The sequence below is a fragment of the Gluconobacter sp. P5H9_a genome (assembly GCF_018812085.1).
Classification (GTDB): Bacteria; Pseudomonadota; Alphaproteobacteria; order Acetobacterales; family Acetobacteraceae; genus Gluconobacter.
The window spans coordinates 57,854-82,847 of record NZ_JACRVW010000003.1; the positions used below are offsets into that span (position 1 = coordinate 57,854).

Here is a 24,994-nt window from a genome sequence, read left to right on the forward strand (position 1 = left end):
TGCTCTTCTCGCACGGCCTCTCAGGTTTACGGGGAGTTCTCTGCCTGGTTTGAGCCCTCAAATGTATAGCGAACATTTCTGGTGCGCTTTCTACCTCGCAGGAACACAATTGTGTGCTCTGGGAAAACATTGAAAATCTAAGAGTTTTTTATCTGTATGATAAAGAATGTAAGTGTCAGGTAACATAACATTTGGCCACGATACAGAAGACTAGGTCACGTTGAGAAAAGACCTGATCAGAAGCCTTGCGGCGGCGAAATTGAGGAAACTCATGAAGGACAAGCCGGTGTGGTGGTAACAGGTTGCGATACGGCGCGTCTGCTTGAGCCTGTTGAACATCCGCTCGATGCGGTTACGGTCCCTATAGCGTTTACACTCTGTTTGCTGAGGAGCGCTATGGCTGTTACGTGAGGGAATAGCCGGCAGGGTCCTGTGGATCAGCAGATCCTGGTGGAGGCTGTCACTGTCATAGTCCCGGTCGGCCAGCATGGCGTTGGGGTGCGGGACAAGCAACTTTTCAGGGTGCCTTGTGGCTTTGTAGTCCGAGACCGGGCCTGCCGGTAAGGACAAAGGCGAGAGGGCGTCCCTGATAGTCACACGGGCATGGATTTTGCTCGTAAAACCGCGCGTGATCGACCAAAAGCTTCCGAATGAGCCCACCCTCGTTGTCCCCGTGGCCTGTGAATGGGCACGGACTACGGTGCTATGGAGAAGGATGTGACTGTCCCCTCGTGGTTGATAACCTGCCGTTCCTTTAGCCCTGTTGGCAGGGTTTCGAGCGCATGGCAGTGTCTGTATGCTCAGGGGCGGCTGACTGCGGGATCGTTCTGAATAAAAGTGTTTGAGAGGCGGGAGATTTGTTATTTCATCCCTGATGCCGACAGGCTTTTGAGGTAGTCGCTCTAGAATATCCTCAGACAACTTTGGCTGACGACGAAGCCACTTCCACAAACGCGAGCTTGTGCGGTCATTCTAATCAGAAAATTTTAACAAATGGGGATGCGTATCAGATGCATGAAAGTAGTCTCCGATACGTAATGCCAATTAGCATACTAGAGCGGGAAAACAAATTTTCATGTAAAAAACAGTTACTCGAGGTAACTGGTGTCCCATAGGGGATTCGAACCCCTGTTGCCGCCGTGAGAGGGCAGTGTCCTAGGCCTCTAGACGAATGGGACCAGAGCGAGGGCGTTAATAGAAGAGGCCCTCTGGGTTTGCAAGTACTATTTTAAAGTTTTTGCGAAAGCAAAGGGCCTAGTGCCGCGCCGCCAAAAAGGTGGACGTGGAAGTGAGGAACTTCTTGGCCTGAATTGGCGCCGGAGTTGCTGATAAGGCGAAAACCGTCCTTCGTCAGACCCTCTGCTTCAGCCACTTTTGCGACCGCTCTCCAGAAGCCAGTAATGGCATCGGCTGACGCTGTCGCACTGAAGTCCGCAATGGAGACATATGGCCCCTTGGGGATGACCAGCACATGGATAGGTGCCTGCGGGGCGATGTCGTGAAAGGCCAGCGCGTAGTCGTCTTCGTAAACCGTGCGGGACGGGATCTCCTTACGGAGGATGCGCGCAAAGATATTACTGTGGTCGTACGTCATGGCTTTGTCCCTTAACCAAGCTTTTCCTTGGGGCGCGACGCTTTTTCGGCAATCCCGCTCGTGCCTTCGCGACGCTTCAGCTCTGCCCAGACGTCTTCCGGGGAAACGCCTGCGTCTACCCACATGACGATGAGGTGGTACAGAACGTCAGCACTCTCCCCGACGAGTTCCTTGCGGTTGCCGTTGACGGCTTCAATCAGGCATTCAACAGCTTCTTCGCCAAATTTCTGGGCGATCTTGTTGCGGCCACGGGCCATCAGACGGGCTGAATGGCTCAGCGTCGGGTCTGTGCCGCGACGGGACTGAACGGTCTCGAACAGGCGCTCCAGCACGTGCTCTCTGGCCGGTGTCGTTTTGCGCTCTTCCGGCTTTGCTGCTTTTGCCATTGCCTTATTCTCCAAGTCTGACCGGAAGGCCGGCCTCATTCAGTGCCTGTTTGACGTCCCCAACGCGGAACTGTCCGAAATGAAAGACGCTGGCGGCTAACAGGCCGCTTGCGCCAACCTGCGCGCCTTCAACAAAGTGATGCAATTCGCCAACGCCGCCGGATGCAACAACAGGGATGGTCACTGTACCACAGACCGCTCTGAGCAGATCCAGATCGAAACCGGACTTCGTGCCATCACGGTCCATGCTGGTGAGCAGGATTTCTCCTGCGCCCAGATCCTGCATCTTTTTGGCCCATTCCACCGCATCCAGCCCAGTGGGTTCGCGGCCGCCCTTGGCATAGACTTCCCACCCACCACGACCATTCGACCGCGCATCAATCGCCACGACCACGCACTGGCTGCCAAAGCGCTGCGAGGCTTCGCGGATCAGTTCCGGACGCGTGATCGCCGCCGAGTTTACCGCACATTTATCAGCGCCAGCCAGAAGCAGGCGTCGCATGTCCTCACAGGTACGAACACCGCCGCCGACAGTCAGGGGGAGGCAGATGGCTTCCGCCGTGCGGCGGACGACATCCAGAATGGTATCGCGGTTTTCAACGCTGGCCGTGATGTCCAAAAATGTCAGCTCATCAGCACCGGCAGCGTCGTAAAGCTTGGCCTGCTCCACCGGATCACCTGCATCACGCAGGGAGACGAAATTCACACCTTTGACGACGCGGCCGTCCTTGACGTCAAGGCAGGGAATGACGCGGAGTTTCAGCATGAACCGAGTACGTCCAGGGCGTCCTTGAGGGAAATACGCCCATCATACAGCGCCCGGCCGACGATGGCGCCGGAAATGCCCGGGACGTCGCGGGCAATAGTGCGTAGGTCCCGAAGATGGTCGAGGGTGCCGACGCCACCGCTCGCAATGACGGGAATGGAGAGGCGGCGCGCCATGTCTGCCGTCTGTTCGAGATCAAGCCCGGCCAGCATCCCGTCGCGGGTGATTTCGGTGAAGATGATGGCGGCAACGCCTGCATCTTCCATACGGAGTGCCAGATCGTTGGCTTCAAGTTCCGAAACTTCTGCCCAGCCTTCTGTTGCAACGCGGCCCTGACGGGCGTCAATCCCAGCAACAATCTGGCCCGGGAAGGCGCGTGCGGCCTGTCGGACCAGTTCCGGGTCTTTTACCGCCACGGAACCGAGAATGATGCGAGAAACGCCGGCTTCCAGCCAGCGCTCAATGGCGGCCATATCGCGGATACCGCCACCAAGCTGCACCGGAAGGCCAGTAGCTTTCACAATGGATTCAATGGCTGGCACATTCGTTGATTTGCCAGCGAAAGCACCATTGAGGTCAACGACGTGCAGATGGCGGCAGCCTGCTTCTTCAAACAGCTTGGCCTGTGCCGCAGGGTCGTCGGAATAGTGAGTGGCATCTTCCATCTCGCCACGGCGAAGCCGAACGCAGGCGCCGTCTTTCAGGTCGATGGCGGGGTAGAGCATCAGGCCCTGATGGCCTTTGGTGGTCTCGGAGGAAACAGGCGCGCCGCCGGCATCCGGTGCAGCAATGCTGGACTGCCAGCGGGCCGCTTCATGTTCACCGGCGAGTAGTTTGGAGAAGAAAAGTCCGCGCACCGTCTGGCCTCCGATCCGTGCATAATAGGGATGGGTGCCCCAGTGCTCAAAACCGAGCGACCGGAACAGCCCGATGGCAGCAGCATGCGTTTCACGCACGTCGCAGTTGATAACTTTGCTACCCATGGCTTTTGCGCCCTGGATCATGGCCTGAATCAAAGCGCGCCCCAGTCCTCGCCCTCGGGCGTAGGGTGCAACAAAGAAGCCTGTCAGATTGACTGTGGCAGCATGGGCTTCATAACTGGAAGGCGGACGCACAAGCTGTCCCGCACCGCAAATGATGCCGTCTTCGCGCAGAACATACAGGCTGCGCTCCTGCACCAGCAGCAGGCCTTCGAAATAACGCTCCAGAGCTTGATTGCCGGGCGGCTGGAGCCAGCCAAAGCCGCCACCATCCAAGATGCCTGCGGTTGCTGCTTCGCAGAGCGCTTCCATATCATCAGGGGAGAGGGAAGAGACGACCCGTTCGCAAACGACGGTCATGACGTCCACCTCAGGAAGTTGCCCATGATGGTCAGGCCAACAGTCTGGCTTTTCTCAACGTGAAACTGTGTTCCGCACCGGTTGCCGCGCGCAACAATGGCGGGGACCGAATTTGCGTACTGTGCGGTCGCCACCAGTTCGTCTTCATGGCCATCATGCAGGGCATAGGAATGAACAAAATAGCCGTGCATTCCGGGCTCCAGACCCTGCGTCAGCAAATGTGCGCCCGGTTTGAAGTCAAGAGTATTCCAGCCCATGTGGGGCAGGCGCAGACCTGCATTGGCGGCTTCATCCATGCGGCGGATATTGCCTGAAATCCAGCCCAGTCCCTCGGTACGGCCATGCTCCAGACCATATTCACTCATGAGCTGCATGCCCACACAGATGCCAAGAAAAGGCGTGCCTTTAGCCGTTGCGGTCTCAAGAGTATTGCGAAGATCCGGCCCAAGGCCTGCGGCACAATCGGCAAATGCGCCCTGACCCGGCAGGATCAGGCGATCGGCATTCAGGATGGCTTCCGCATCGCGCGTAATGGTGACGTCTGCGTCAAGTCCCCGCAATGCCGCAGCTTTCCTGGCGGCCTGAGCGGCCGACGCAAGATTGCCACCATTATAGTCAATTACGACGACGCGCATGGGAACTCCGGGGGGCTAACAGGTGATGTGTGCCGGTCCGCCCAGCGGATCAGCGCAATGTCCTTGCTTGGGGCAGGGATCGGCAGGCCCATCTGGCGGCCATTGAGGCGCATTTCCCACAGACGGATTTCTGCCGTGAACGTGGCAAGGACCGCATGAATGCCGACGATGATCGCAATGTCCCACCGTGAAGCAATGAAGACATGCAGCAGGATGGACACGGCCGCGGCAAGAAGTCCGGAGATCCAGGCACCATAAGTGAGAAGGCCCAGCCAGCCGAAAAACATGACACGCCAGGAAAAGCCGTTCTGCACCATGACAGGCAAACCCAGCGGCCGCGATGAGGCGGGGTCCGTACAGGGCGTGAAAAGCTTCACAGGACGCCTTTGGTGGAGGGAATGGCGCCCGCCGCACGGGGGTCCATTGAGACGGCAACGCGCAGGGCCCGGGCCACGGCCTTAAAGCCGCTTTCTGCAATATGGTGAGCGTTCGTTCCTGCCTTGCAGGTCAGGTGCAGCGCGATGTGCGCAGACATTGCAAAAGCACGGAAGAATTCTTCAAAAAGTTCGGTATCCATCGTGCCGATCTTCTCGCGTGGGAAAACCACGTTCCACGCCAGATAGGGGCGGCCGGAAATATCCACCACGGCTTCACACAGAGCTTCGTCCAGCGGCACCAGTGCATGACCGAAACGCTCGATGCCGCGCTTGTCCCCGATTGCCTGCCGGAAAGCCTGCCCAAACACGATGCCGACATCTTCGACCGTGTGGTGCCCGTCAATGTGCAGATCACCCTTGGCGAGCAATTCCAGATCGAAGCCACCATGTTTGGCGAGTGCCATCAGCATATGGTCGAAAAAGCCGATGCCACTGTCCACGGTTGAGCGTCCCTGCCCATCAAGAGACAGGGCAAGGGTGATATCGGTTTCGCTTGTCGCGCGGTGCAGACGGGCGTGACGGGGTTCGGTCATGGTGGTTCTGCTACACCAGCGGGAGGGTTATTTCCACGCTGTCCCTGAGATAAAGGATGAAAAAGAAGGCCCCTAGAGTGCCGCAGAACGAGAAGACTGTCACCTGTCTTCAAGAGTTGGGGCGAGACTCTGTCGCCCCCTTGGCGGATGCGGCTGATCGCGCCATATCTGGGCCATGGCACATCATCACTCCTCCCTCGACTTCCTTCTCTCCCGCGCCTCGACCGATAACCTCGTTGAGCCGACCCCCAAGGGCGAGCAGCTACGCAATATCCTGTCGGCAGGTTTGCGAGCGCCGGATCATGGCCGGATGCGACCGTGGCGCTACACGGTCATTAAAGGAAAGCATCGGGAGGCCTTTGCCCAGGTAGTGCTGGAAGCCATGGAACGGCAGGAGCCCGATGCCCCCTCTGCCAAGAAGGAAAAGCGCCGGGATCGTTTCTCCAACATGCCCATGATTATTGCATTGGGGATGCATATTGTCCCTGACGGCAAGATTCCGGTCATCGAGCAGGAAATGTCCGTGGCTGCGGGGGCGATGAATATTCTTAACGCTTTGCACGCCGAAGGCTTTGGCGGGGTTTGGGTCACAGGACCTTTCTGCGAAGACCGCGCGCTTCTCGAATCGCTTGGATTGAAAGATCCGCATCGTCTTGCAGGCTTCCTGTTCGTCGGAACGCCGGAAAAGCCGGTCGAGGGGCGCAAGCGCCCGGACATCGAAGAGTATATGGCCGTCTGGAAAGGCGAGCCCATTACATTTGATGCAGACGCAGGCTGAACAGAATGCGGTATGATGTGATTGTTGCGGGTGGCGGCCCGGTCGGTCTGGCTTGTGGCATTTCTCTTGCCCGGGATGGCCGTAGGGTCTGTGTCATTGAGCGCTCGCCAGTATCTGTTCTGGCTGATCCGCCTTTTGACGGGCGAGAAATTGCTCTGACGCATCACGCCGCAAACTGGCTGAAAGATGCAGGAGCCTGGGCTGAGATTCCAGCAACATCCATCTGCCCTATGCACACCGCGCGCATTGAAACAGGTGCGGCAGGTAGCCCACCGCTTCTGTTCGATGCGCCAGCCGATGGCCCTGACGCACTTGGATATCTTGTTGCCAATCATCTGATCCGCCGGGCTCTGTACCGTGTGGCAGAGCGGACACCGGGCCTCGAAATCCGCGCCGGGGCAGGGATTGAGACGGCACGACACAACGCGCAGTCCGCCTCTGTAACACTGACATATGGTACGGAACTGACTGCTGATCTTCTGGTCGGAGCAGATGGACGCTTCTCGCGATTGCGCGACAATGCGGGCATCGGTGCAATCATTCATGATTTTGGCCGGAGCATTCTGGTCTGTCGGATGCATCATCCGGAAAGCCATGCTCATACCGCGCTTCAGTGGTTTGACGAGGGACAGACAATTGCCCTGTTGCCTATCGCTCCTGACGGACGTGAAGGGGCTTCGTCCTCACTCGTCTTGACCTTGGAAAACGATGAGATTGCCCGACTGAAGACGCTGGATGCCGAGGCATTCAACGCCGAGATCACCGAGCGGACGCAGGGACGAATGGGTCCCATGGAGCTGGAGAGCCCGCGGTGTTCCTATCCTTTGAAAGCAGTCTATGCTCATCGCTTTCATGCGCCGCGTTTTGCCTTGATCGGGGATGCTGCCGTGGGGATGCATCCTATTACGGCCCATGGCTTCAATCTGGGTCTTAAAGGACAGGAAACGCTCGCGCGTGCCATCGCCGATGGGCCTGGAGACGCGGGGTCCCCTAGCGTACTGTCAAAGTTCGCCCGGACGCATCGTATGGCGACGGCGCCCCTGTTTGCTGCAACCAATGCGATCGCGACAGTTTATACGCGTGATGAGACGCCATTTCTGGCTGCCAGAAAGTTGGGTCTGGCCGTTGCTAACCGCCTTCTTCCCTTCAAATCAGCTGTGACAAGCATGCTGATGGATCGTAATTCCTGAGTACCTTGCGGAGCCGTCATGAAAGCTTTCGGACACACCCGTGCGACCCGCATCGAAGAAACAGATGCGCTCGTGGAATTGAATATTCCGACCCCTGAGCCGGGCCCACGGGATGTTATCGTTGAAATTTCGGCTGTTTCCGTGAACCCGGTTGATACAAAACTCCGGTCTGTCGCTCCCCCTGAAGGAGAAGCACGCGTTCTGGGTTACGATGCCGTGGGGCGGGTTGTGGCAACGGGTGGTCAGGTTCGCGGGTTTCGTGCTGGCGATCGGGTCTTCTACGCTGGCAGCAATCTTCGTCAGGGCAGTAATGCCCGCTTTCAGGCGGTTGATGAGCGCCTCGTTGCATGTGCCCCGGAAAGCCTGACGGATGTCGAAGCGGCCGCTTTGCCTCTGACCGCTTTAACGGCGTGGGAGTTGCTGTTCGACCGTCTGGGCCTCACGGCCGGGCAAATGGAAAGCCCGGATGCCCTTCTGATTATTGGTGGCGCTGGGGGCGTCGGGTCAATTTTGACGCAGATTGCTCGTCGTCTGACTGGCTTGAAGGTCATTGCGACAGCATCCCGGCCGGAGACCGTGGAATGGTGCAAATCCATGGGCGCGCATCATGTCATTGATCACCGTCGTCCGCTCGATCAGGAACTCGCCCGGATTGGTCTTCCACATGTACGGTATGTGGCCGGTCTAACGGCGACTGGGCAGCACAAGGATGCGATTGTTCGCGCGCTGGCCCCGCAGGGTGCGCTGGCCATGATCGACGATCCGGGTGAATTTGATATCATGCCCTTCAAGCGAAAATCGCTTTCCGTCCATTGGGAATATATGTTCGCGCGTCCAGCCTTCAATACGCCAGACATGTCTGTGCAAGGGCGAATTCTTGGGCAGATTGCGTCGCTGGTCGATGCAGGATTACTCCGAACCACGCTGCATCAGACGCTCGGTCCTATCACGCTGGAAAACCTACGTCTGGCGCATGAACTTCTGGAAAGCGGGAAGGGAATTGGGAAGGTCGTGCTGTCAGTCTTTCCAGACTGAGAACTTCTGTCAGGCTGGGAGTTTGGCTTCCAGCATCTGACGTTCCGTATCATCCAGAAAGTCCATTAGTAGAGGCAGCACAGAAACTGTCAGTCGCAAATTCTCTTTGGCCAGAAAACTGATGGCAGCAAGAGAAACCGGCTGAGACAGGGCCAGTCTTGCGAAGCTGAGTGTAGGGCCGGTTAGAATGGCATTTGCAGCGGTTTCGTCCTCAAGGGAGCAGAGTTGGAAAAGCTCCCATTCCTTGACCTCGCGCCGATCCGACGTGACCTGCCCACCCAGAACATGCGGGGTCGCACTCAGGAAAAGATTACAGTCTGCCTGGCGCAGGGCCACAGATCCTGCCTCTGTTGTAGGCACGACGTCATAAGGCAAAAAATCGAGCAGATGCAGATTGCCGTCCAGGTTGACTGGAGCTGGATTGCCATCAGCACCAATGGCGGCCAGAAAAACGCGGGAGGTCGCTTCCCCAATTCTTATCGCGAGCAGCAAAGGGTCTGTTGACGCTTGATCGGTAACTGACGCCTTGGTGTCACGGACGCAGATATGACCACCGCCCAGGGGCGTCAGTGTAAATGCATGCAGTGTGGGTGTCGCGGGAGGGAGCGGGGCTAAGCGCTCAGTTTTCGGAAGAGCATCAAGAATTCGTGCATGGCCTTGGCGAACGACATTGCGAGCCCATCCGCGGATAATGTCTGTTTTACGTTGAGGCGTTGGATCATAGAGATCGTTATAATCTGCCTCTGTGAAGGCCTGCATACCATACTGAACGTCTTTGCGGCGTTTTGTGCGCTCTACGTAATGCTCCATGCTTCTGAGCTGGTAATGCATGACTTTCGCGCTTTTCCATTCTGGAATGCGGTCCGTGATGCCTAGCGTGTCAGACCACTCAATGTCCTGTCTGGCGTCGTTGACGTAGCGATAAGGGGCAACGTCGAAATAATGAACATTGCACCATTCTCCACTCCATCGATCGGGGCGGACAAAGGATTTGACGTGACGGTTTATGTAGATCTCAGGTTTGTAGTGATGCGTGAAGGCATGAAAGGCCGGAGCACGTGGTTTGATGACATGGCCTGAACTGCCGTAATTGCACCAGTTGATTCCAACCGCACCAACATCATCGTCCATCTCGCTCAGGAACTGATGAATGGTCTTGTGGCTCGGGAAAAATACATACTCATCCGCATCCAGAAAGCCGACCCAGTCAAACTCACCTTTGAGGTGTTCCAAGGCTTCAAGATAGACCTGTTTCTGTCTTTCTATATGAGAGCCGCCATCACTATCGATGCGGTAGAGGCGGATATCATGCACACAGGCTGCGTCTGTAATAACGCGATCTGTCCCATCTTTCGAACCATCATCGAAGATGATGATGGTATCCACACCAAGACTGACATACCAGCCGAGCCACCAGAGGATATCAGAGACCTCATCGCGGACGATGGCAACAACGGCAACTTTCATACAGGGCTGATTTCGACTCAGTTAAAGTGGGTACGCAGGAGCGGTGTGGGTGAAATGCAGAGAAGGATAAAGCCAAAAATGGCCATGACCTTCAGGATAAAAAACACCATATGCTGGCACACTTCCCCATTCGTGGCCATCATCATGAAGGGGTCCGGTGGGGGAAGAGGAGCCTTGGGGTCTGTCTGCAGTCGCTCAAGGCTGGAATTACGCTGATTGGCGTATTCGGCCCGACGACGAGCCATTTCAGTGCCGGAAATATCGGCTTTGCCATAAAGCTGGACGAGATAGTTTTCGAGGTCTTCCCGGCGGTATGCGGGCTTCCCATTCGGCATATGACCGCGCTCTGGGCCTGCTCCAAGCATGGAAAGCAGTCTTAGTCGACGGAGTGACAGTCCCAGATAAGCGGCAGCTTCGGTGACGGCGAGCATTCGCGCGCGAATGGGCAGATGAAAAAGCTGCCCTGAGCTGTTGTGTCCGGAAATATGTGATGGCGGCACGGTCTGTGTCCCTGCGGTTCAGACACTCAACACCTTAAAGGACGGCCAGTGGAAAAGCGAGGTTTTCCACTGGCTACTTGGAAATATCAGGCAGTTGTGAGTGTGACATTTTCCGCATTGAAGCGGCGGAAAACATCGAACAGGATCGCATCCTGTATGGCAGATGCGTCCCGGGCAGACAGGATCCGGACGGTCAGGCTCATGGTGAGGCTAAAGCTTGCGAGCGCACTGATCCGCACCACAGGTGCAGGATTGGACAGAATTTCAGAGCGCTGGGCCGCAACCTCGATGAGCAGGGATTTGGCTTTTTCCAGGTCGGTCGTGGTTGGCACCTTGAAGTTCAGCGTCAAAGCGCTTGTTGAGCCGGACAGGGTACAGTTCTTGACGCTGGACGTGATGAACTGAGAGTTCGGAACAATCAGCGTTGAACCATCGCCAAGGCCAATATCCGTAGCTCTGATGCTGATGCGCTTAACGTCACCCTTGGCGCCCGCAATTTCCACCATATCCCCGACCCGGACTGGTCGTTCTGCCATCAGGATCATGCCGGAGACGAAGTTCTGTACGATGGACTGAAGGCCGAAACCGATACCCACCGATAGCGCACTCACCACCCAGGTGAGGTTCTGAACAGACAGTCCTGCAATGGACAGAATGCCAAGGCCAACCAGGATCCACGAGCAGTATGTGAAAATGCTCAGAATGGATGTCCGGGCACCGATATCAAGCTGCGTGGTGGGCAGGAAACGATCTCTGATCCAGTGTTTTGTCTGGCGAATGATGTAGTAAGCGACGCTTACCAGCACGACGCAGAGAACGACCGTATCAAGCGAGATCTTTACGCCATGGATGGTATTGCCGACGAACAGCAGGCGCAGGCGGCTGCCAATATCACCCATGCTGAAGCTTCCGTCGGTTTGAGCGATCGAGAAAAGCAGCAGCAGCAGCAGGATGTTCCCGATGCCGGAGAGCAGAACACCGATCTGCGTGAGGCGACGCGAGGACAGGCCGAGCGGGTGCAGACGTGCACTAAAGCGGCCCTCTGGATCAAAAAGATGATCCAGAATGCTACGCCAGCACAGACCCAGAAGCACAACGACGGCCAGGCCTGTTCCCAAGGACAGGAGCCAGCCGTTCAGGGAGAATGCGAAGGAAACATATCCCAGCAGTACGGCGATGAGCGAGATGCCGAAGATCAGGGAAGACAGGCCCAGCGCGGTGGGTGCGAACTGGCGTGTATCGTCCTGCTTCCCCAACCGGCGGAAGGTGTCGATTGCACAGATGCCAATCGCCAGAGAGAACGCCATTTCCAGGACGGTCTGAAGCGTGGGGCCGAAGACATCCTGAGCGCGGAAAGAGCGAAGCAGGTTTAGGACGAGAATGCTGAGCGCCAGCATCCAGTCCACGCCACGGAGGGCACGGCGTTCATTGGGATTGCCCTCCAAAACACCTTTCCGTCCGAAAACGGGGAGGCCGGCGCCGATGATAAAGCCGCAGATCGGCAGGCTTTCTCCCAGAATGGCGGCGATCGGACCGCCATCTGCATCCAGTACGGCAGCACTCCAGATCAGCCAGGCAAGCCCTCCAAGCAATGCACAAAGGATGCCATTGAGCGTGATGGCGATGATGCTGCTGGCGAGCGCGTCCTTTACGCCAGTCTCCGCAGAGGAACGGAATTTGGCGCCAGCGCGCTTTAGAAGGCGCAGGATGAAGGGGGAAGCAATTCCGATCAGGACCAATGTGCCCGCCGTGCCGATCAGGAGCATCATCCATGCTGAAAGCACGCCGTCTTCATGGAGCGACGACTTGTTTTCCGGGCGCTCTGTCAGGAGGGCATGCCAGAATTTGGGCGCCAGCGGAGATACTGTCCGCTCGGACAGGGCTGCATTTTGCAGGCGTGTCCGACGGGTGGCGATGGCGGAATTGAGCTGCTTGGCCTGAAGATTGTAAAGCTTGGACCGCATCAGGGCGGACTTCACACCCTGAGAGTTCTGCTGCAGTCGCGCACGCTGTTCCGTGACGGATGGGTCTTCGTTTTCTGCGGCCTTGGGTCCAAGAATTTGAAGATAGGAGTCCGTGATGTCGTCGTAGTTCTGGATCTGTGTCAGTGCATCCTGCGTATTCTGCTGAACACGCTGAGCACGCGCAGACAGATTGTCCAACTCGGTACTACCAAGATTGGCGTCTGTCCGGTTAAGAACATTGAGGATCTGTTTCAGCGTTGCTGAACTGTCTTCAAGTTGGCGGTTGATCGTGTCCGATACGGCCGTCCAGCCCAGACCGCCGTTCTTGTCCACAACGGCTTTCTGGGTTGTTGTTGGTGCTGCCTGTGGGGCCGCAGCGGGGGCGGCATGGCCTGTGATCGGTACGCCACACAAGAGCGTCAGGGCAAGGAAAGCGCTTCTGCATGTGAAGCGGGTTCGCCGGCGGGTTTCCGGCCCTGTGAGGTGGGGCTCTTGCATGTGGGGCTTTCACTCCTGGTTTTGATGTTGGGTTTTAACGATCCGAAGAGCCACAAGGTTCAGGAAAGCCTTGCAGAGGCGACGATCGGGGKTTTTTCGGCTGGCGAGCAAAAGAAAGCGCCTCTGCCGGACTGGGCAAAGGCGCTGGTATTGATGACCCTATTTTGAAACGAGACGCAGGCTTCAGACGGAAAGAGCCGTCCCGTGTGCGTCTGCAATGGTTTCGAACCCCTCCCGACGCATGGCGTCCAGAAGTTCCGTCTTAAGGCGACTGAGAAGAGCGGGCCCCTGGAGCACAAAAGACGTGTAGATCTGGACCATGTCTGCCCCCATGCGGATACGGTCCAGCACGTCTTCTCCTGTTTCGATACCACCGCAGGAAATGAGCGCGATGCGTCCCTTGTTCAGGTTGGAGACAACCTTGAGAACTTCGCGCGACCGGGATGCCAGAGGCCTGCCAGACAGGCCACCGGTCTCGGCCGCCAATGGGCTCGTTAAACTTGCTGGGCGGGCAATTGTCGTGTTGGTCAGGATTAGTCCTTGTGCTCCGCCCGCAATGGCAGCCTCAAGAATGGGCTCGTAGGAGCTGTCGTCCATGTCTGGGGCCAGCTTGACCAGCAGAGGCAGACGATCCGGGTTGCGCGTGTTGATGGCACTCAGCAGGTCCGTCAGCATCTGGGCGGACTGAAGGTCCCGCAGGCCGGGTGTGTTGGGTGAGGACAGGTTCATCGTCACGTAGTCCACATAAGGACTGACGCGGGAGACGAGTTCCGGATAATCCCGCAGAGGCTCTGCGCCGATCTTGTTAATGCCGATGTTCGCGCCCAGAGGCACTGTCGCACCGCGTGTGCGGCCATTAGGCATCGGGCGATGCAGGCGTGCGAGATTGCGGCAGAACCGGTCAATCCCGCAGCCGTTGAACCCCATGCGATTGATGATCGCGCCGTCTTCCGGCAGGCGGAACAGGCGCGGTTGGGGATTTCCCGGCTGCGGTCGTGGTGTGACGGTGCCCGCTTCCACATGGCCGAATCCGAGTTTGGCCAAGGGGCGAACGGCGCGCGCATTTTTGTCAAAACCCGCAGCCAGACCAATTGGGTTCGGAAAGCGGAGTCCGAAAGCGCGGGTGGCAAGTGCCGGTACGTCTTTCGGAGCAGACCCTCCCAGCCCAAGGGCCATGGAGTTTATGGCAAGCTCGTGCGCCGTCTCCGGATCGAAGCGATGCAGGAGGGGCGTGGCCAGTTTTCCAAGATCAATCATGAGTCTTTCCCTTACCGCAAACCTGAGCAGCGTGCACGTGGTGGGGCAGAACGTGAGGGGAGAGGGGTTGGCGGGAGCATGGGGACGCGATAGACGCGAAACAATGTGGGAAGAACCCTATCTAGAAACATGTTGCCGCTCGACCCTGCACCGACTTCTGCTTTGTGGCGATGCAGGGCGGCCAACAGGTCTACGTGACCAGCCCTGCCTTGAGCGCCTGGAGCGCATGGGGTTCGTTCGCCTGCGCGAAGACGGTCGTTTTGTGATCACGGATGCCGGCATGACCCGGCATCGGCTGGAAATTGGTCCGACTGGCTGATGTCAGGCCTTGTTCCAGGCATTCTCCAGTCCCTTGCGTGATTGACTGATAAGAGCCTCGAGATCTCCGTCATAGAGACTGTCCGGAACCTCTGACGAGAAAATTTCGACGGTGCAGGCTCCACGAAAGCCCGCCTCCCAGGTGGCGCGAAGCATGTCATGCAGAGGAATGACGCCATCGCCGGGAATGAGCCGATCCGTGGCAGAATATGGCGTCCGCCAGTCGCTCACCTGAAGAACGTTGATTTTCTTGCCAGCTTTCCGAATGGCACCACAGACGTCGTCTTGTTGCCAGATGTTCCAGTAATCCAGGCAAAGGCCCATCGCTGGGTGGCCAGCACCATCAATGATCTCCAGGGCCTGCTCTATCGTCCAGATTGCGCTCTCAACATTGACGGATGTGGGATTTAGCGGCTCCAGCGACAGGGAAACGCCCAGATCAGCCGCCAGCGGGCACAAGTCTCGCAGATAACGTGCGGTCTCATCCATGACGCGATGCATGTTCCCATTGGGTGGAGCGCCTGTGTTGGTGACGAAAACGGCGCCGGGCGCATAGGGCGCAAGAGTCTCAAGGCTTTTCCTGAGGCATGCTGCACGCTGGGCCGGGTCGGTTGGTTCAGGGGCCATCCGGCTGTCGAAGAAGGTACGGACAGAAGGCTGAATGGCGCTGATGGTCATGCCGCTGTTGGCCGCAAGAGTCATCTGTTCATGGATGCGTGCAGGGTCCAGCTTCGCTTCGCAGATCTCGATGGCCTGTACGCCTTCTTCTTTGTAGCGTGCGACGTCTTCTTCGAAGGACCAGGGCTGGGTAGTAAATTCGTTCATACCGAACAGAAAGGGCAGGGACATCGGAATCAGCCTTTCAGGAATTCGATAACGGTCCGATTGAATTTTTCGGTTTCGTCGATGAAGACCATGTGCGCGCTATTCTTAAAGAAAATGGCTTCACAGTTCGGCATATGATCGGCCACCCAGGCTGGCCCCCCTGCGGGCAGGATTTTGTCCTTCTCCGCGACCATTATGAGGGATCGCAGGTTGAGGTGCGGCAAAACGTCCCGCCAGTCCTGTGTGGTGTGATCGGCCATCATGGCGGCGCGGGCATAGTCCGGGCTGGCGGCCATTTCCCGAAGCAGGAACGCTTTCTCGTCTTCTGGAATGTTCTGGCTCAGGCAGTCTGCCAGATTGCCGCGGTCAAAGTTTTCAGCATCCAGAAAAACCTGCTGCTGAAGGTAAGACAGACCGGCCTGATCGTAGCAGGTTGCGTGACCCAGCTTCCATTCCGGAGAGTAATACTGTTTCGGCGTCTGTTGAACGAAAATGGCGCTTCTGAGCCGATCCTGCCCGAACAGTTCCAGATAGGACCAGATAACGGGGCACCCGATGGACCAGCCCAGAACGGTCGCATCCTTGAGGTTCAATGCACCAATCAGGTCTCGCAGGTCTGCGGCTAGTCTTGCGATGCGGTAACCGTGTTTTGGTTTGTCCGAGCGTCCGTGTCCGCGCAGATCCATGGTGATGACACGTGCATGCTCGGACAGGGCTTCGACGTTGCGGTGGAAAAACCGGCCAGAAAATGTCCATCCGTGGATCAGGACGAGGGGGCGTCCATGCCCCTGTTCTTCGTAATGAATGCGTGTTCCGTCGCTCGCGGTGATGTGGGGCATGAAAACCTCCTGCGTCGCATTGCAAAGTATGAAAGAGATGCAAGTCGATAGCGTTTCAGGGGCATTAACGGTTTCGTGGCAAAGGACCGTTTGCGCTTGAGAGAGTGCATCGGTAAATTAACAGTGTCATGACAGCTTCCTCCTCTTCCGCTCCCCCGAACCGCGTTCTCGCGCCCATTGATCTTGGCCAGGGCGTAGTGATCGAAGATCCGGTGATCCTTGCTCCGCTTTCAGGGGTTACGGATCTGCCGTTCCGCCAGCTTGCGCGCGATCTTGGTGCGGGGCTGGTCGTGTCTGAAATGATCGCATCCTGGGCAATGATCCGGGAGAACGAGAACACCATGCGCATGGCGCGTTCGGCAGGGAATGGCCCGAATGCGGTTCAACTCGCCGGGTGTGATCCGGATGCGATGGCGCAGGCTGCGAAGATTGCGGTTGATGGCGGTGCAAACCTCATCGACATCAATTTTGGTTGCCCTGTGAAGAAGGTCGCGATTGGCCAGATGGCGGGTTCGGCCCTGATGCGGGACGAAGTGCAGGCTGGAAAGATTCTTGAGGCTACGGCACGGGCCGTCAATGTTCCCGTGACGCTCAAGATGCGCATGGGCTGGGATCACGACTCCCTCAACGCACCACGGCTTGCGAAAATTGCGGAAGAAAGCGGAATCCGGCTCGTGACGGTTCATGGTCGCACCCGTCAGATGTTCTATAACGGAACTGCAGACTGGCGTTTCGTAAAGACCGTGAAGGATGCTGTGGGTCTGCCGGTGATCGTGAATGGCGACATCAATACGATCCGTGATGCCCGAGAGGCGCTCCATCAGTCTGGCGCGGATGGCGTGATGATCGGCCGAGGCTGTTATGGCCGTCCATGGTTCACGGCACAGGTGGCTCAGTCCCTGAAAACCGGGCAGGACGTTCCAGACCCGGATCTGGCAACGGAAAAATCCATTGCTCTGCGTCATTACAGGATGATGCTGGATCATTTCGGGGAGCGCCCCGGTCTGCGTCTGGCGCGCAAGCATGTGTCCTGGTACTCCGGCGGTCTGCCCGGCTCTGCAACATTCCGTTCCGCCATTAATCGTGTGGATAACGCGCCGGAAGCAATCTCCATGCTGGAAGAGTTCTATGACCGGAACATCGAAGCGGGCGTTGTCCGGGACCGTGAAAACGGACCAGCCGGCAGCATGCCGCGTGATGGATGCAGTGAAGCAGCCTGACCGGCCAAGGTTTAGTCAGGGATGGTGATGCAGGCTGAGCCCGTGCTGGCGGATGAAGCATGCCGTCCGATGTTTCTGTATGGGGCATCCCGGCTTGATCGTCAGGACGTGGCGCGTCGCCTGCACACGCATAGTGCGCGGGCGCAGCAGCCTTTTGTGGTCGCTGCTCTAACGGCTACCCCCTGTGCACTACGCGAAGATGCTCTGTTCGGAGGGCGTGAAAGCGGCTGGTTCGAGCAGGCGCAGGGCGGGACTCTGCTTGTCGATGAGATTGACTGCCTGTGCCCTGCGTTACAGGTCCGGTTCGTCGCGGAGATTGAACGTCCCGAGACGGATCTGCGTGTGATTGCTGCCAGCAGGCATGACCTGACCCTTCTGCTGCGGCAGGGGAATTTTCAGAGCGGTCTGCATCGCTGGTTGGCCGCATTCGAGCCGTCGCAGCGCCTCGGACCTGAGCGCATCAGTGCGGTCTGTCGTCTGCCGGGGACGGGAAATGAGCGTCCACGAGGGCTGGCGCGAGCGCTTGAGCGGCCGTTAACTGAGTATTTCGAGACCGGCCTGGAAAACGATGCGGGCGATCTGCATGCGAGTGTTGTGGGCGAAGTGGAGCGACCGCTTATCACCATGGTCCTGCGGAGAACAGGCGGGAACCAGCTTCGCGCGGCCGCCATGCTTGGCCTGAACCGCAACACGTTGCGCAAGAAAATCAGGGAACTGGATATTACGGTTCCAAAGGGAAGTGACGAGTGAGTTCTTTTTCTCCGGGGCGTGTGCTGAGACGACTGACAAGCGCCAACGGGGTGGTTCTTCTAACCGTCATGGCATTGATTCTGGCGTTCGCGACTTTTGTCGTTCTCGCAGGCGGCATGTCACTGGCGCATCGTCCGCAGGTGCAGGCCATCATCTTCCTGCTCGACTTCATCATGCTCATGCTGATCACGGCAGCAGGGGTGGTGCAGATCGGGCGCATGATGGCAGAACGGCGGCTTGGGCTAGCCGGTGCAAGGCTTCATGCGCGCCTCATTACCTTGTTTGGAATTGTCGCTGTTGCGCCGACTATCGTCGTGGGAGCTGTTGCAGCGCTATTCTTCCATTACGGCGTGGAGATCTGGTTTTCCAATCGTGTCAGTAATGCTCTGACGGAGGCTCGCTCTGTAGCAGCGGGGTATCTGCGGGAGCATAACGACAATATCCGTACCGAAGCATTTGCCCTCGCAAATACGCTGATCCTTATTCAGAACGATGAGCTGTTCACGCACGGGACAGACCTGTTCCACAATCCATCCCGTCTGCAGGAACTGCTGGACGATGAGGTTTACGAGCGTGGTTTGACCGATGCGGAGGTCTTCGATCCGCTCACGGACAAGGTCCTGGGGGTCGGTGGCCTTCTTGGCAAGACGGACATGAATACCCTGCCGCCTTTACCGCCCAAGTCTGTGGTGGAGATGGCACGCGGGGGAGACGTCGCCATTCTCAACCGTCCTGATCAGCGCATGGTGCGGGCTATTGTCTCACTGGGCGGAAATTCGGGACTCATGCTGGTCATTACCCGACCTGTCGATCCTGATGTCCTTGAGCATATGCGGCGTACAAACGAGCTCGTGCAGGACTACCAGCACATGATTGCCAATCGGGGCAAAACGCAGGTCACTGTTGTGGTGATCTTCGGCCTGATGGGGCTGCTGGTTTTGGCTGTTGGCATGTTGACGGGGCTTGCGCTGGCCAACCGTATTGCAAACCCGCTAGGCCTTCTCATTCTTGCAGCGACGCGCATTTCCCAAGGTGATCTGGGTGTTCGTGTTCCGGTGCCAGCAAAGACGAGCCGCGAAAAGGACGATGAGGTTGTGGGGCTCTCTCGCGCCTTCAATCGTATGACCGACCAGCTTGAGAGTCAGCGGTCAGAACTGATGCAGGCTTACGATCAGATCAATGAGCGTCGGCGATTTACGGAAACTGTTCTGGCGGGCGTGTCGGCGGGCGTCATTGGTCTGGACCGGGGACAGGTGATCGAACTGCCGAATAGGGCTGCTTCCGTCGTGCTCCAGCGGGATTTGCAACCCGCGATCGGCATGAGGCTCTCTGTCAGCGTCCCGGAATTTTCAGCTCTGCTGGACAAGGCGAGGCAGGCGCCCGAACGCGTCCACACTGATGAAATTCAAGTGGATACGGATGGCGCGCAGCGCCCGGGTGGGCCTGGTGACGGTGGCGGTGCCGGTGCCGGACGAACACTTCTGGTGCGGATCGTGGCCGAACTCCGCGGTACGGATGTCGCTGGATATGTCGTAACCTTCGATGACATCACGGCGCTTCAGTCAGCGCAGCGTAAAGCGGCCTGGGCCGACGTAGCCCGACGCGTGGCGCATGAAATCAAGAACCCTTTGACGCCAATCCAGCTTGCAGCAGAACGGCTGAAAAGGCGCTTCCTGAAAGAAATTCAGAGCGATCCCGACACATATACGCAGCTTGTAGACACGATTGTCCGGCAGGTTGGGGATATCGGCCGAATGGTGGATGAGTTCTCTGCTTTTGCACGGATGCCACAACCCGTGATGCAGAACGAGGACTTTTCCCGGATCTGCCGGGAAGCGCTGGTGCTGCAAAGAAACGCTCATCCCGACATTGTGTTCGAAACGCGGGATCTGCCGCCCTCAGGGCCTATCGTTCGGTGCGATCGGCGACTCATAGGGCAGGCACTGACAAACCTTCTGCAGAATGCGGCAGATGCCATAACCATGACAGACCGCGGAAAATTGCGGGAAAATGCGTCTGATGCCCTGATGCAGCCAATTGGACACATTGTGGTGGGCTTGCACATTCGGGACGGGCATGTCCTGCTAGGGATAGAAGATGACGGGATTGGTCTGCCGACTGGGGAACGCCACCGGTTGACCGAGCCTTATGTGACACACAAGGCGAAGGGCACAGGTCTTGGCCTTGCGATTGTCAAAAAGATCATGGAGGACCATGCCGGGATGCTTCAGCTCACCGATCGGGACCCCGATCCGTCATCCGGACGGCGCGGGACACTCGTCACACTGTCTCTGCCTCTGGCGGAGCTGGGTGGTGCAGGAGAGAAGGAAGACCGGATCATGAGGGTGACAGATGGAACATGAGATTCTGATCGTCGATGACGAGCCGGATATCCGGTTCCTGATCGAAGGTATCCTGAACGACGAAGGATATGCGACCCGCACGGCCGCGAACTCCGATCAGGCTTTGGAGCTTTTCAGGGCACACAGGCCGTCCCTGGCCATTTTGGATATCTGGTTGCAGGGTTCCAAGCTGGACGGGATTGAACTGCTCAAGGTCATGCAGGCTGAAGAGCCAGGTCTGCCTACGCTGATGATTTCGGGTCACGGCACTATTGAGACGGCTGTCGCCAGTCTTAAGCATGGTGCCTACGACTTCATTGAGAAGCCGTTCCAGTCCGATCGTCTGCTTCTGGTGGTTCAGCGTGCTTTGGAAGCTGCCCGCTTGCAGCGCGAAAATGCGGAGCTGCGACTGCGGGCCGGGCCTGAGACGACGCTATCGGGGGAAGGGGCTGCCGTTTCGGCTGTTCGGGCCCAGATCGAACGCGTGGCTCCGACCAACTCCCGGGTGCTGATTACCGGCCCGGCCGGCTCAGGCAAGGAAGTGGCCGCGCGGATGATTCATGCGCGCTCCCGTCGTGCGGAAGGTCCGTTCATCGCGCTGAACTGTGCCACGCTCGCGCCAAACCGTTTTGAAGAAGAGCTGTTCGGTCTGGATGGTACGGACGGCCAGCCTGCACGCCGTGGCGTTCTGGAGCGTGCTCATCGCGGAACGTTGCTGCTTGATGAGGTGGCAGATATGCCGCTGGAGACGCAGGGCAAGATCGTTCGTGCCTTGCAGGACCAGACTTTTGAGCGGATTGGAGGTAACACGCGCCTCAAGGTTGATGTGCGGGTTATTGCTACGACAAACCGTGATCTTCAGTCCGAAATCATGGCGCATCGCTTCCGGGAAGATTTGTATTACCGGTTGGCCGTGGTCCCTCTGCGCATTCCTTCACTCCGGGAGCGCCGTGAAGATATTCCGGGATTGGCCAAGCATTTTCTGGAGCGTTGTGCACAGTCATCGGGACTGCCGATCCGCGAACTTTCCGTGGATGCGCTTGCGGCGTTGCAGGCCTATGAGTGGCCCGGCAATGTGCGTGAACTGCGCAACCTGATGGAGCGTCTGCTCATCATGATGCCAGGCTCGGGGAGTGACCCGATCCGGGCTGACATGCTGCCATCCAGTATCAGCCAGGGTGCGCCGTCCATGACGCGTCTGAACTCGGGGGCGGACGTGATGAGTCTTCCGTTGCGGGAAGCCAGAGATCTGTTTGAAACGCAGTATCTACAGGTTCAACTCATGCGGTTTGGTGGCAATATCAGCCGTACGGCCAATTTCGTTTGCATGGAACGCAGTGCATTGCATCGCAAGCTGAAGCAGCTTGGTGTTACCACACAGGAAGATCGCTCGACGTCACCGGCAGTCGGGGGATAAACGGGCAGTGATCCCAATTCCTTTTTTCCTCAGGGCCGGCGAGTCAAAATTATCGTGACGTCAGAAACTTCATCCACTTCCGCCGGAAGAGACGCTGTACAGGAGGTTTTCCTCCAGCATCTTCATCAGGTCGAGGCACCGGTCACGGTGTTCCTCGTCAACGGCGTGAAGCTCCAGGGCGTCGTGGCTCAGTTTGACAGCCATACGCTGCTCCTGCGCCGGGATGGGCATGTTCAGCTGATTTACAAGCATGCCATCAGTACAATCATGCCCGTGGGAGCCCTCCCGCGGTTTGCGGACAATGAACTTTGAGCGGATTTGATACCAAGAAACCTGCCACGCGTGCTGCTGTCATTCTCCCTTGGGAGAAATCGGGACAGCAGGAAGATATCCGGGCTGCAGATGCCCGCCTGGAAGAAGCGGTGGGTCTTGCGGCCTCCATCGGACTGGTGATCGTTCGGCAGGCGGCAATTCTGCTTCGGGCGCGTCGCCCTGCAACGCTGCTGGGTAGCGGGCAGGTTGAACAGCTTGCCGAAGCCGTGAAGCTGGATCAGGTCGATGTCGTCATTATCGATGCCCGCCTGTCCCCGGGGCAGCAGCGCAATCTGGAAAAGGCGCTGGGGTGCAAGGTCATGGATCGGACGGGTCTGATCCTTGATATTTTCGGCGCTCGTGCCGCCACCCGAGAGGGTGTGTTGCAGGTCGAACTGGCCCATCTCGAATATCAGCGCTCTCGTCTTGTACGTCTGTGGACCCATCTTGAGCGTCAGCGCGGTGGCTTCGGCTTCCTTGGTGGACCGGGCGAAACGCAGATCGAAGCAGATAAGCGGATGCTCGCGGACCGGATCGGCCGGATCAAAAAAGAGCTGGAGCAGGTTCGACGCACACGTGGCTTGCATCGGGATGCGCGCAAGCGGGTTCCATTCCCGATTGTTGCCCTTGTGGGATACACCAACGCGGGTAAGTCCACGCTTTTCAACGCGCTGACAGGCGCGGCAGTCCATGCTGAAAACCAGCTCTTCGCGACGCTGGATCCCACGATGCGCGCGCTGCGTTTGCCATCAGGACGGAACGTTATCCTGTCTGACACGGTGGGGTTCATCAGCGATCTGCCGACAGAACTGATTGCTGCCTTCCGGGCGACTTTGGAAGAAGTTTCGCAGGCAGATGTCATTTTGCATGTTCGTGATGTGGCTCATCCGGATAGTGCCGCTCAGCGTGCTGACGTGCTGAATGTTCTGGATGGTATGGTGCGGGACGGCATGCTGGATGCCCAATGGCCGGAACGAACAATCGAGGTTCTCAACAAAGCAGACCTGATCGGCGGTGTTGAAGCCGTTCCGAAGCGTGACAACGCTGTGGTGATTTCGGCCATCACAGGCGATGGTATTCCTGATCTGTTCGAGACGCTGGACCAGTATCTGACGCAGTCCATGCAGGATGTGAAAGTCAGCCTGTCCCTGCAGGATGGTGCAGCACTGGCCTGGCTTTACCAGCATGGCGAAGTGGTCGAGCGGTTTGATCATGAGGGCGGGATGGATGTGCAGGTCCGTCTCTTCCCCATGGACTGTGAGCGCTTTGAAATCAGCTATCCCGGACGTGCTGCTACGGCCTGAGGGGCCATGCGTGCACGGGCCGCTTTCGCCTTCTGGCGGGAGCGGTCCAGCGGGATTGCCAGCGCGAAGGTCAAAATAAGCCCCAGAACATTAATAATGATCTGAAGGCCTAGGCCTGTTCCAAAACTTCCAAGGATCAGGCGTCCCAGCAAATCCAGCACTGTGCCGAACGAGAACACTTCCAGAGAATTTCTGCCAAGCAAGGCTAGGATCTGGCCCAGACGATCTGCCGAAAAACGACGTAGAACACGTGAAGACTGCACGAGATAAAAGATCGACATGATGTCGAACAATCGCCAGACGGCGAGGGTTGATTTGCCATTGTTGGGTGGGGCCGGAAACAGGCGCAGCTCGCTCAGGTGCCAGTATTCATACGGAAAGCAGAGGATAAAGGCGCCAATTAGGTAGCTTCCACACAGCACTTTGGCCCATGTCCGGGCTGGCAGATCGCCATTATGCTTTGATGCCCAAACGGCGCCAAGCACACCCAGAATATATAGAAACTGCCAGCCGAACGGATTCAGATACCAGCCATTCGGGTCCAGCCAGTTTGGAACTGTGATGCGCGGATCAATATTGGCAATCGCCCAGATGGCTGCGCTGACGCCAAGCAGCAGCCAGACGCTTTTCTTGAGGGCAGCGTAGATCAGCGGGAAAAGAGCCAGAAGAACAATGTAGAGCGGCAGGATGTTGAGGTAGCTCGGTAGCGCATCGAAGGTGAGGATGCGCCATAGCCAGCCGTATCCGTGGGCGAGTTGCGGCTCAAGAATATATTCAGGGACGGGCTCGTAATGGCGCCAGTGCCGAACGGTCCAGACGAACACCAGTGTCATGGCTGTCTGATAAACATACAATTTGGCGCAGCGCGACAGGATGCGGCGGATACCACTGGCCCACCCGTCGCGGTCGATCAACCGACCATATGCCAGATAGGACGCATATCCTGCCAGCATGACGAAGATTTCAGCTGCATCGGCAAAGCCGAAATTGCGAATGGTGATTCTGTTGATGAGATTATCGGGCACATGGTCAGCCAGCATCATCAGCAGGGCAGCGCCCCGCAAGGCATCAACGCGATGGTCGCGAGTATGCTTGCGCGGTAAAGACTGTGCATCGGATGATGAGGCTGGCAGCTGCATGGTGCCTTAATACAGTTTTCATCAAACGGGAGTATGAAGACTGGATTACCGCAACATTAAAGATTGTATGGAAAACTGCATCGTGGTCTGAAGCAGATTCATTCATCTGCTTCAGGAAGAGCAGTCAGATCATTCTTTTAATACTGCA

The 24,994-nt window shown here is 57.5% G+C and carries 25 protein-coding genes and 1 tRNA gene; 10 read left to right on the forward strand and 16 right to left on the reverse strand.

Annotated elements, in window-relative coordinates:
- Positions 1–210: 210 nt before the first annotated feature.
- The 9 genes from KP708_RS04400 to hisB all read right to left on the reverse strand — a co-directional run bounded on the left by KP708_RS04400 (position 211) and on the right by hisB (position 5,691).
- Entirely contained in the window at positions 211–597 is a 387-nt protein-coding gene (locus KP708_RS04400) for a hypothetical protein (protein WP_371822750.1), read from the reverse strand.
- 505 nt (positions 598–1,102) lie between these two features.
- Positions 1,103–1,178 (reverse strand) — tRNA-Glu (locus KP708_RS04405).
- Positions 1,179–1,228: 50 nt separating this feature from the next.
- Positions 1,229–1,594: a histidine triad nucleotide-binding protein gene (locus KP708_RS04410; protein WP_202207783.1), complete on the reverse strand. Its 366-nt coding sequence runs from the start codon at positions 1,592–1,594 to the stop codon at positions 1,229–1,231.
- A gap of 11 nt (positions 1,595–1,605) precedes the next feature.
- Positions 1,606–1,980: a phosphoribosyl-ATP diphosphatase gene (locus KP708_RS04415; protein ID WP_211496724.1), complete on the reverse strand. Its 375-nt coding sequence runs from the start codon at positions 1,978–1,980 to the stop codon at positions 1,606–1,608.
- 4 nt (positions 1,981–1,984) lie between these two features.
- A complete protein-coding gene (hisF, locus tag KP708_RS04420; RefSeq protein ID WP_099213110.1) occupies positions 1,985–2,746 on the reverse strand; it encodes an imidazole glycerol phosphate synthase subunit HisF in 762 nt (253 codons plus the stop codon).
- Positions 2,740–4,086 carry a 1-(5-phosphoribosyl)-5-[(5-phosphoribosylamino)methylideneamino]imidazole-4-carboxamide isomerase gene (gene hisA, locus KP708_RS04425; RefSeq protein ID WP_215750587.1) on the reverse strand — a complete coding sequence of 449 codons (1,347 nt, stop codon included), beginning with the start codon at positions 4,084–4,086 and terminating at the stop codon, positions 2,740–2,742. Before hisA ends, hisF begins: the two co-directional genes overlap by 7 nt.
- The gene (gene hisH, locus KP708_RS04430) at positions 4,083–4,721 is read right to left on the reverse strand and encodes an imidazole glycerol phosphate synthase subunit HisH (RefSeq protein WP_215750588.1); all 639 of its coding nucleotides are present in this window, start codon (positions 4,719–4,721) and stop codon (positions 4,083–4,085) included. The genes hisA and hisH overlap by 4 nt, the downstream gene beginning before the upstream one ends.
- Positions 4,706–5,098, reverse strand: a complete 393-nt coding sequence (locus KP708_RS04435) for a hypothetical protein (RefSeq protein WP_064275114.1) — start codon at positions 5,096–5,098, stop codon at positions 4,706–4,708. Before KP708_RS04435 ends, hisH begins: the two co-directional genes overlap by 16 nt.
- Positions 5,095–5,691 (reverse strand): imidazoleglycerol-phosphate dehydratase HisB, encoded by a 597-nt coding sequence (gene hisB, locus KP708_RS04440; protein WP_215750589.1) that lies wholly within the window; start codon positions 5,689–5,691, stop codon positions 5,095–5,097. The genes KP708_RS04435 and hisB overlap by 4 nt, the downstream gene beginning before the upstream one ends.
- Positions 5,692–5,866: 175 nt before the next feature.
- Between hisB and KP708_RS04445 the strand changes: the two genes are divergently transcribed.
- From KP708_RS04445 to KP708_RS04455, 3 genes are read left to right on the forward strand one after another with little or no spacing between them, the layout of a single operon-like run.
- Complete coding sequence (locus tag KP708_RS04445) at positions 5,867–6,469, forward strand: nitroreductase (RefSeq protein ID WP_215750590.1); 603 nt, start codon at positions 5,867–5,869, stop codon at positions 6,467–6,469.
- Between the two features lie 5 nt (positions 6,470–6,474).
- The gene (gene ubiM, locus KP708_RS04450; RefSeq protein WP_215750591.1) at positions 6,475–7,659 is read left to right on the forward strand and encodes a 5-demethoxyubiquinol-8 5-hydroxylase UbiM; all 1,185 of its coding nucleotides are present in this window, start codon (positions 6,475–6,477) and stop codon (positions 7,657–7,659) included.
- Positions 7,660–7,677: 18 nt separating this feature from the next.
- Positions 7,678–8,694: a zinc-binding alcohol dehydrogenase family protein gene (locus KP708_RS04455; RefSeq protein WP_215750592.1), complete on the forward strand. Its 1,017-nt coding sequence runs from the start codon at positions 7,678–7,680 to the stop codon at positions 8,692–8,694.
- A gap of 9 nt (positions 8,695–8,703) precedes the next feature.
- Here the strand turns inward: KP708_RS04455 and KP708_RS04460 are convergent, their stop codons facing one another.
- From KP708_RS04460 to KP708_RS04475, 4 genes are all read right to left on the reverse strand, one after another.
- Positions 8,704–10,161 (reverse strand): glycosyltransferase family 2 protein, encoded by a 1,458-nt coding sequence (locus KP708_RS04460; RefSeq protein ID WP_215750593.1) that lies wholly within the window; start codon positions 10,159–10,161, stop codon positions 8,704–8,706.
- A 17-nt stretch (positions 10,162–10,178) separates the two neighbouring features.
- Complete coding sequence (locus tag KP708_RS04465; RefSeq protein WP_215750594.1) at positions 10,179–10,661, reverse strand: hypothetical protein; 483 nt, start codon at positions 10,659–10,661, stop codon at positions 10,179–10,181.
- Between the two features lie 86 nt (positions 10,662–10,747).
- Positions 10,748–13,123: a DUF3772 domain-containing protein gene (locus KP708_RS04470; RefSeq protein ID WP_215750595.1), complete on the reverse strand. Its 2,376-nt coding sequence runs from the start codon at positions 13,121–13,123 to the stop codon at positions 10,748–10,750.
- Between the two features lie 183 nt (positions 13,124–13,306).
- A complete protein-coding gene (locus KP708_RS04475) occupies positions 13,307–14,380 on the reverse strand; it encodes a quinone-dependent dihydroorotate dehydrogenase (RefSeq protein ID WP_211503244.1) in 1,074 nt (357 codons plus the stop codon).
- Between the two features lie 103 nt (positions 14,381–14,483).
- On the opposite strand from KP708_RS04475, the gene KP708_RS04480 reads away from it, so the two are divergent.
- On the forward strand, positions 14,484–14,699 hold the full coding sequence (locus KP708_RS04480; protein WP_064275151.1) for a hypothetical protein: 216 nt from the start codon (positions 14,484–14,486) through the stop codon (positions 14,697–14,699).
- Positions 14,700–14,701: 2 nt separating this feature from the next.
- Here KP708_RS04480 and KP708_RS04485 read toward each other — a convergent pair whose 3' ends face one another.
- Together KP708_RS04485 and KP708_RS04490 are read right to left on the reverse strand one after the other, a co-directional pair.
- Positions 14,702–15,547 carry a sugar phosphate isomerase/epimerase gene (locus tag KP708_RS04485; protein ID WP_215750597.1) on the reverse strand — a complete coding sequence of 282 codons (846 nt, stop codon included), beginning with the start codon at positions 15,545–15,547 and terminating at the stop codon, positions 14,702–14,704.
- Positions 15,548–15,552: 5 nt separating this feature from the next.
- Positions 15,553–16,362 (reverse strand): alpha/beta fold hydrolase, encoded by an 810-nt coding sequence (locus KP708_RS04490; RefSeq protein WP_215750598.1) that lies wholly within the window; start codon positions 16,360–16,362, stop codon positions 15,553–15,555.
- Positions 16,363–16,490: 128 nt separating this feature from the next.
- On the opposite strand from KP708_RS04490, the gene dusB reads away from it, so the two are divergent.
- From dusB to hflX, 6 genes are all read left to right on the forward strand, one after another.
- Positions 16,491–17,582: a tRNA dihydrouridine synthase DusB gene (gene dusB, locus KP708_RS04495; RefSeq protein WP_046901104.1), complete on the forward strand. Its 1,092-nt coding sequence runs from the start codon at positions 16,491–16,493 to the stop codon at positions 17,580–17,582.
- A 21-nt stretch (positions 17,583–17,603) separates the two neighbouring features.
- A complete protein-coding gene (locus KP708_RS04500; RefSeq protein WP_215750599.1) occupies positions 17,604–18,332 on the forward strand; it encodes a helix-turn-helix domain-containing protein in 729 nt (242 codons plus the stop codon).
- A gap of 68 nt (positions 18,333–18,400) precedes the next feature.
- On the forward strand, positions 18,401–20,695 hold the full coding sequence (locus KP708_RS04505; RefSeq protein WP_244974490.1) for a PAS domain-containing sensor histidine kinase: 2,295 nt from the start codon (positions 18,401–18,403) through the stop codon (positions 20,693–20,695).
- Positions 20,685–22,091, forward strand: coding sequence for a sigma-54 dependent transcriptional regulator (locus KP708_RS04510; RefSeq protein ID WP_046901107.1), 1,407 nt, complete (start codon positions 20,685–20,687; stop codon positions 22,089–22,091). Before KP708_RS04505 ends, KP708_RS04510 begins: the two co-directional genes overlap by 11 nt.
- A gap of 54 nt (positions 22,092–22,145) precedes the next feature.
- Complete coding sequence (gene hfq, locus KP708_RS04515; RefSeq protein WP_215750600.1) at positions 22,146–22,403, forward strand: RNA chaperone Hfq; 258 nt, start codon at positions 22,146–22,148, stop codon at positions 22,401–22,403.
- Positions 22,400–23,707: a GTPase HflX gene (gene hflX, locus KP708_RS04520; protein ID WP_046901109.1), complete on the forward strand. Its 1,308-nt coding sequence runs from the start codon at positions 22,400–22,402 to the stop codon at positions 23,705–23,707. The genes hfq and hflX overlap by 4 nt, the downstream gene beginning before the upstream one ends.
- Here hflX and KP708_RS04525 read toward each other — a convergent pair.
- On the reverse strand, positions 23,680–24,846 hold the full coding sequence (locus KP708_RS04525; RefSeq protein ID WP_215750601.1) for an OpgC family protein: 1,167 nt from the start codon (positions 24,844–24,846) through the stop codon (positions 23,680–23,682). The two genes, hflX and KP708_RS04525, sit on opposite strands and share 28 nt — an antisense overlap.
- Positions 24,847–24,994: the final 148 nt, after the last annotated feature.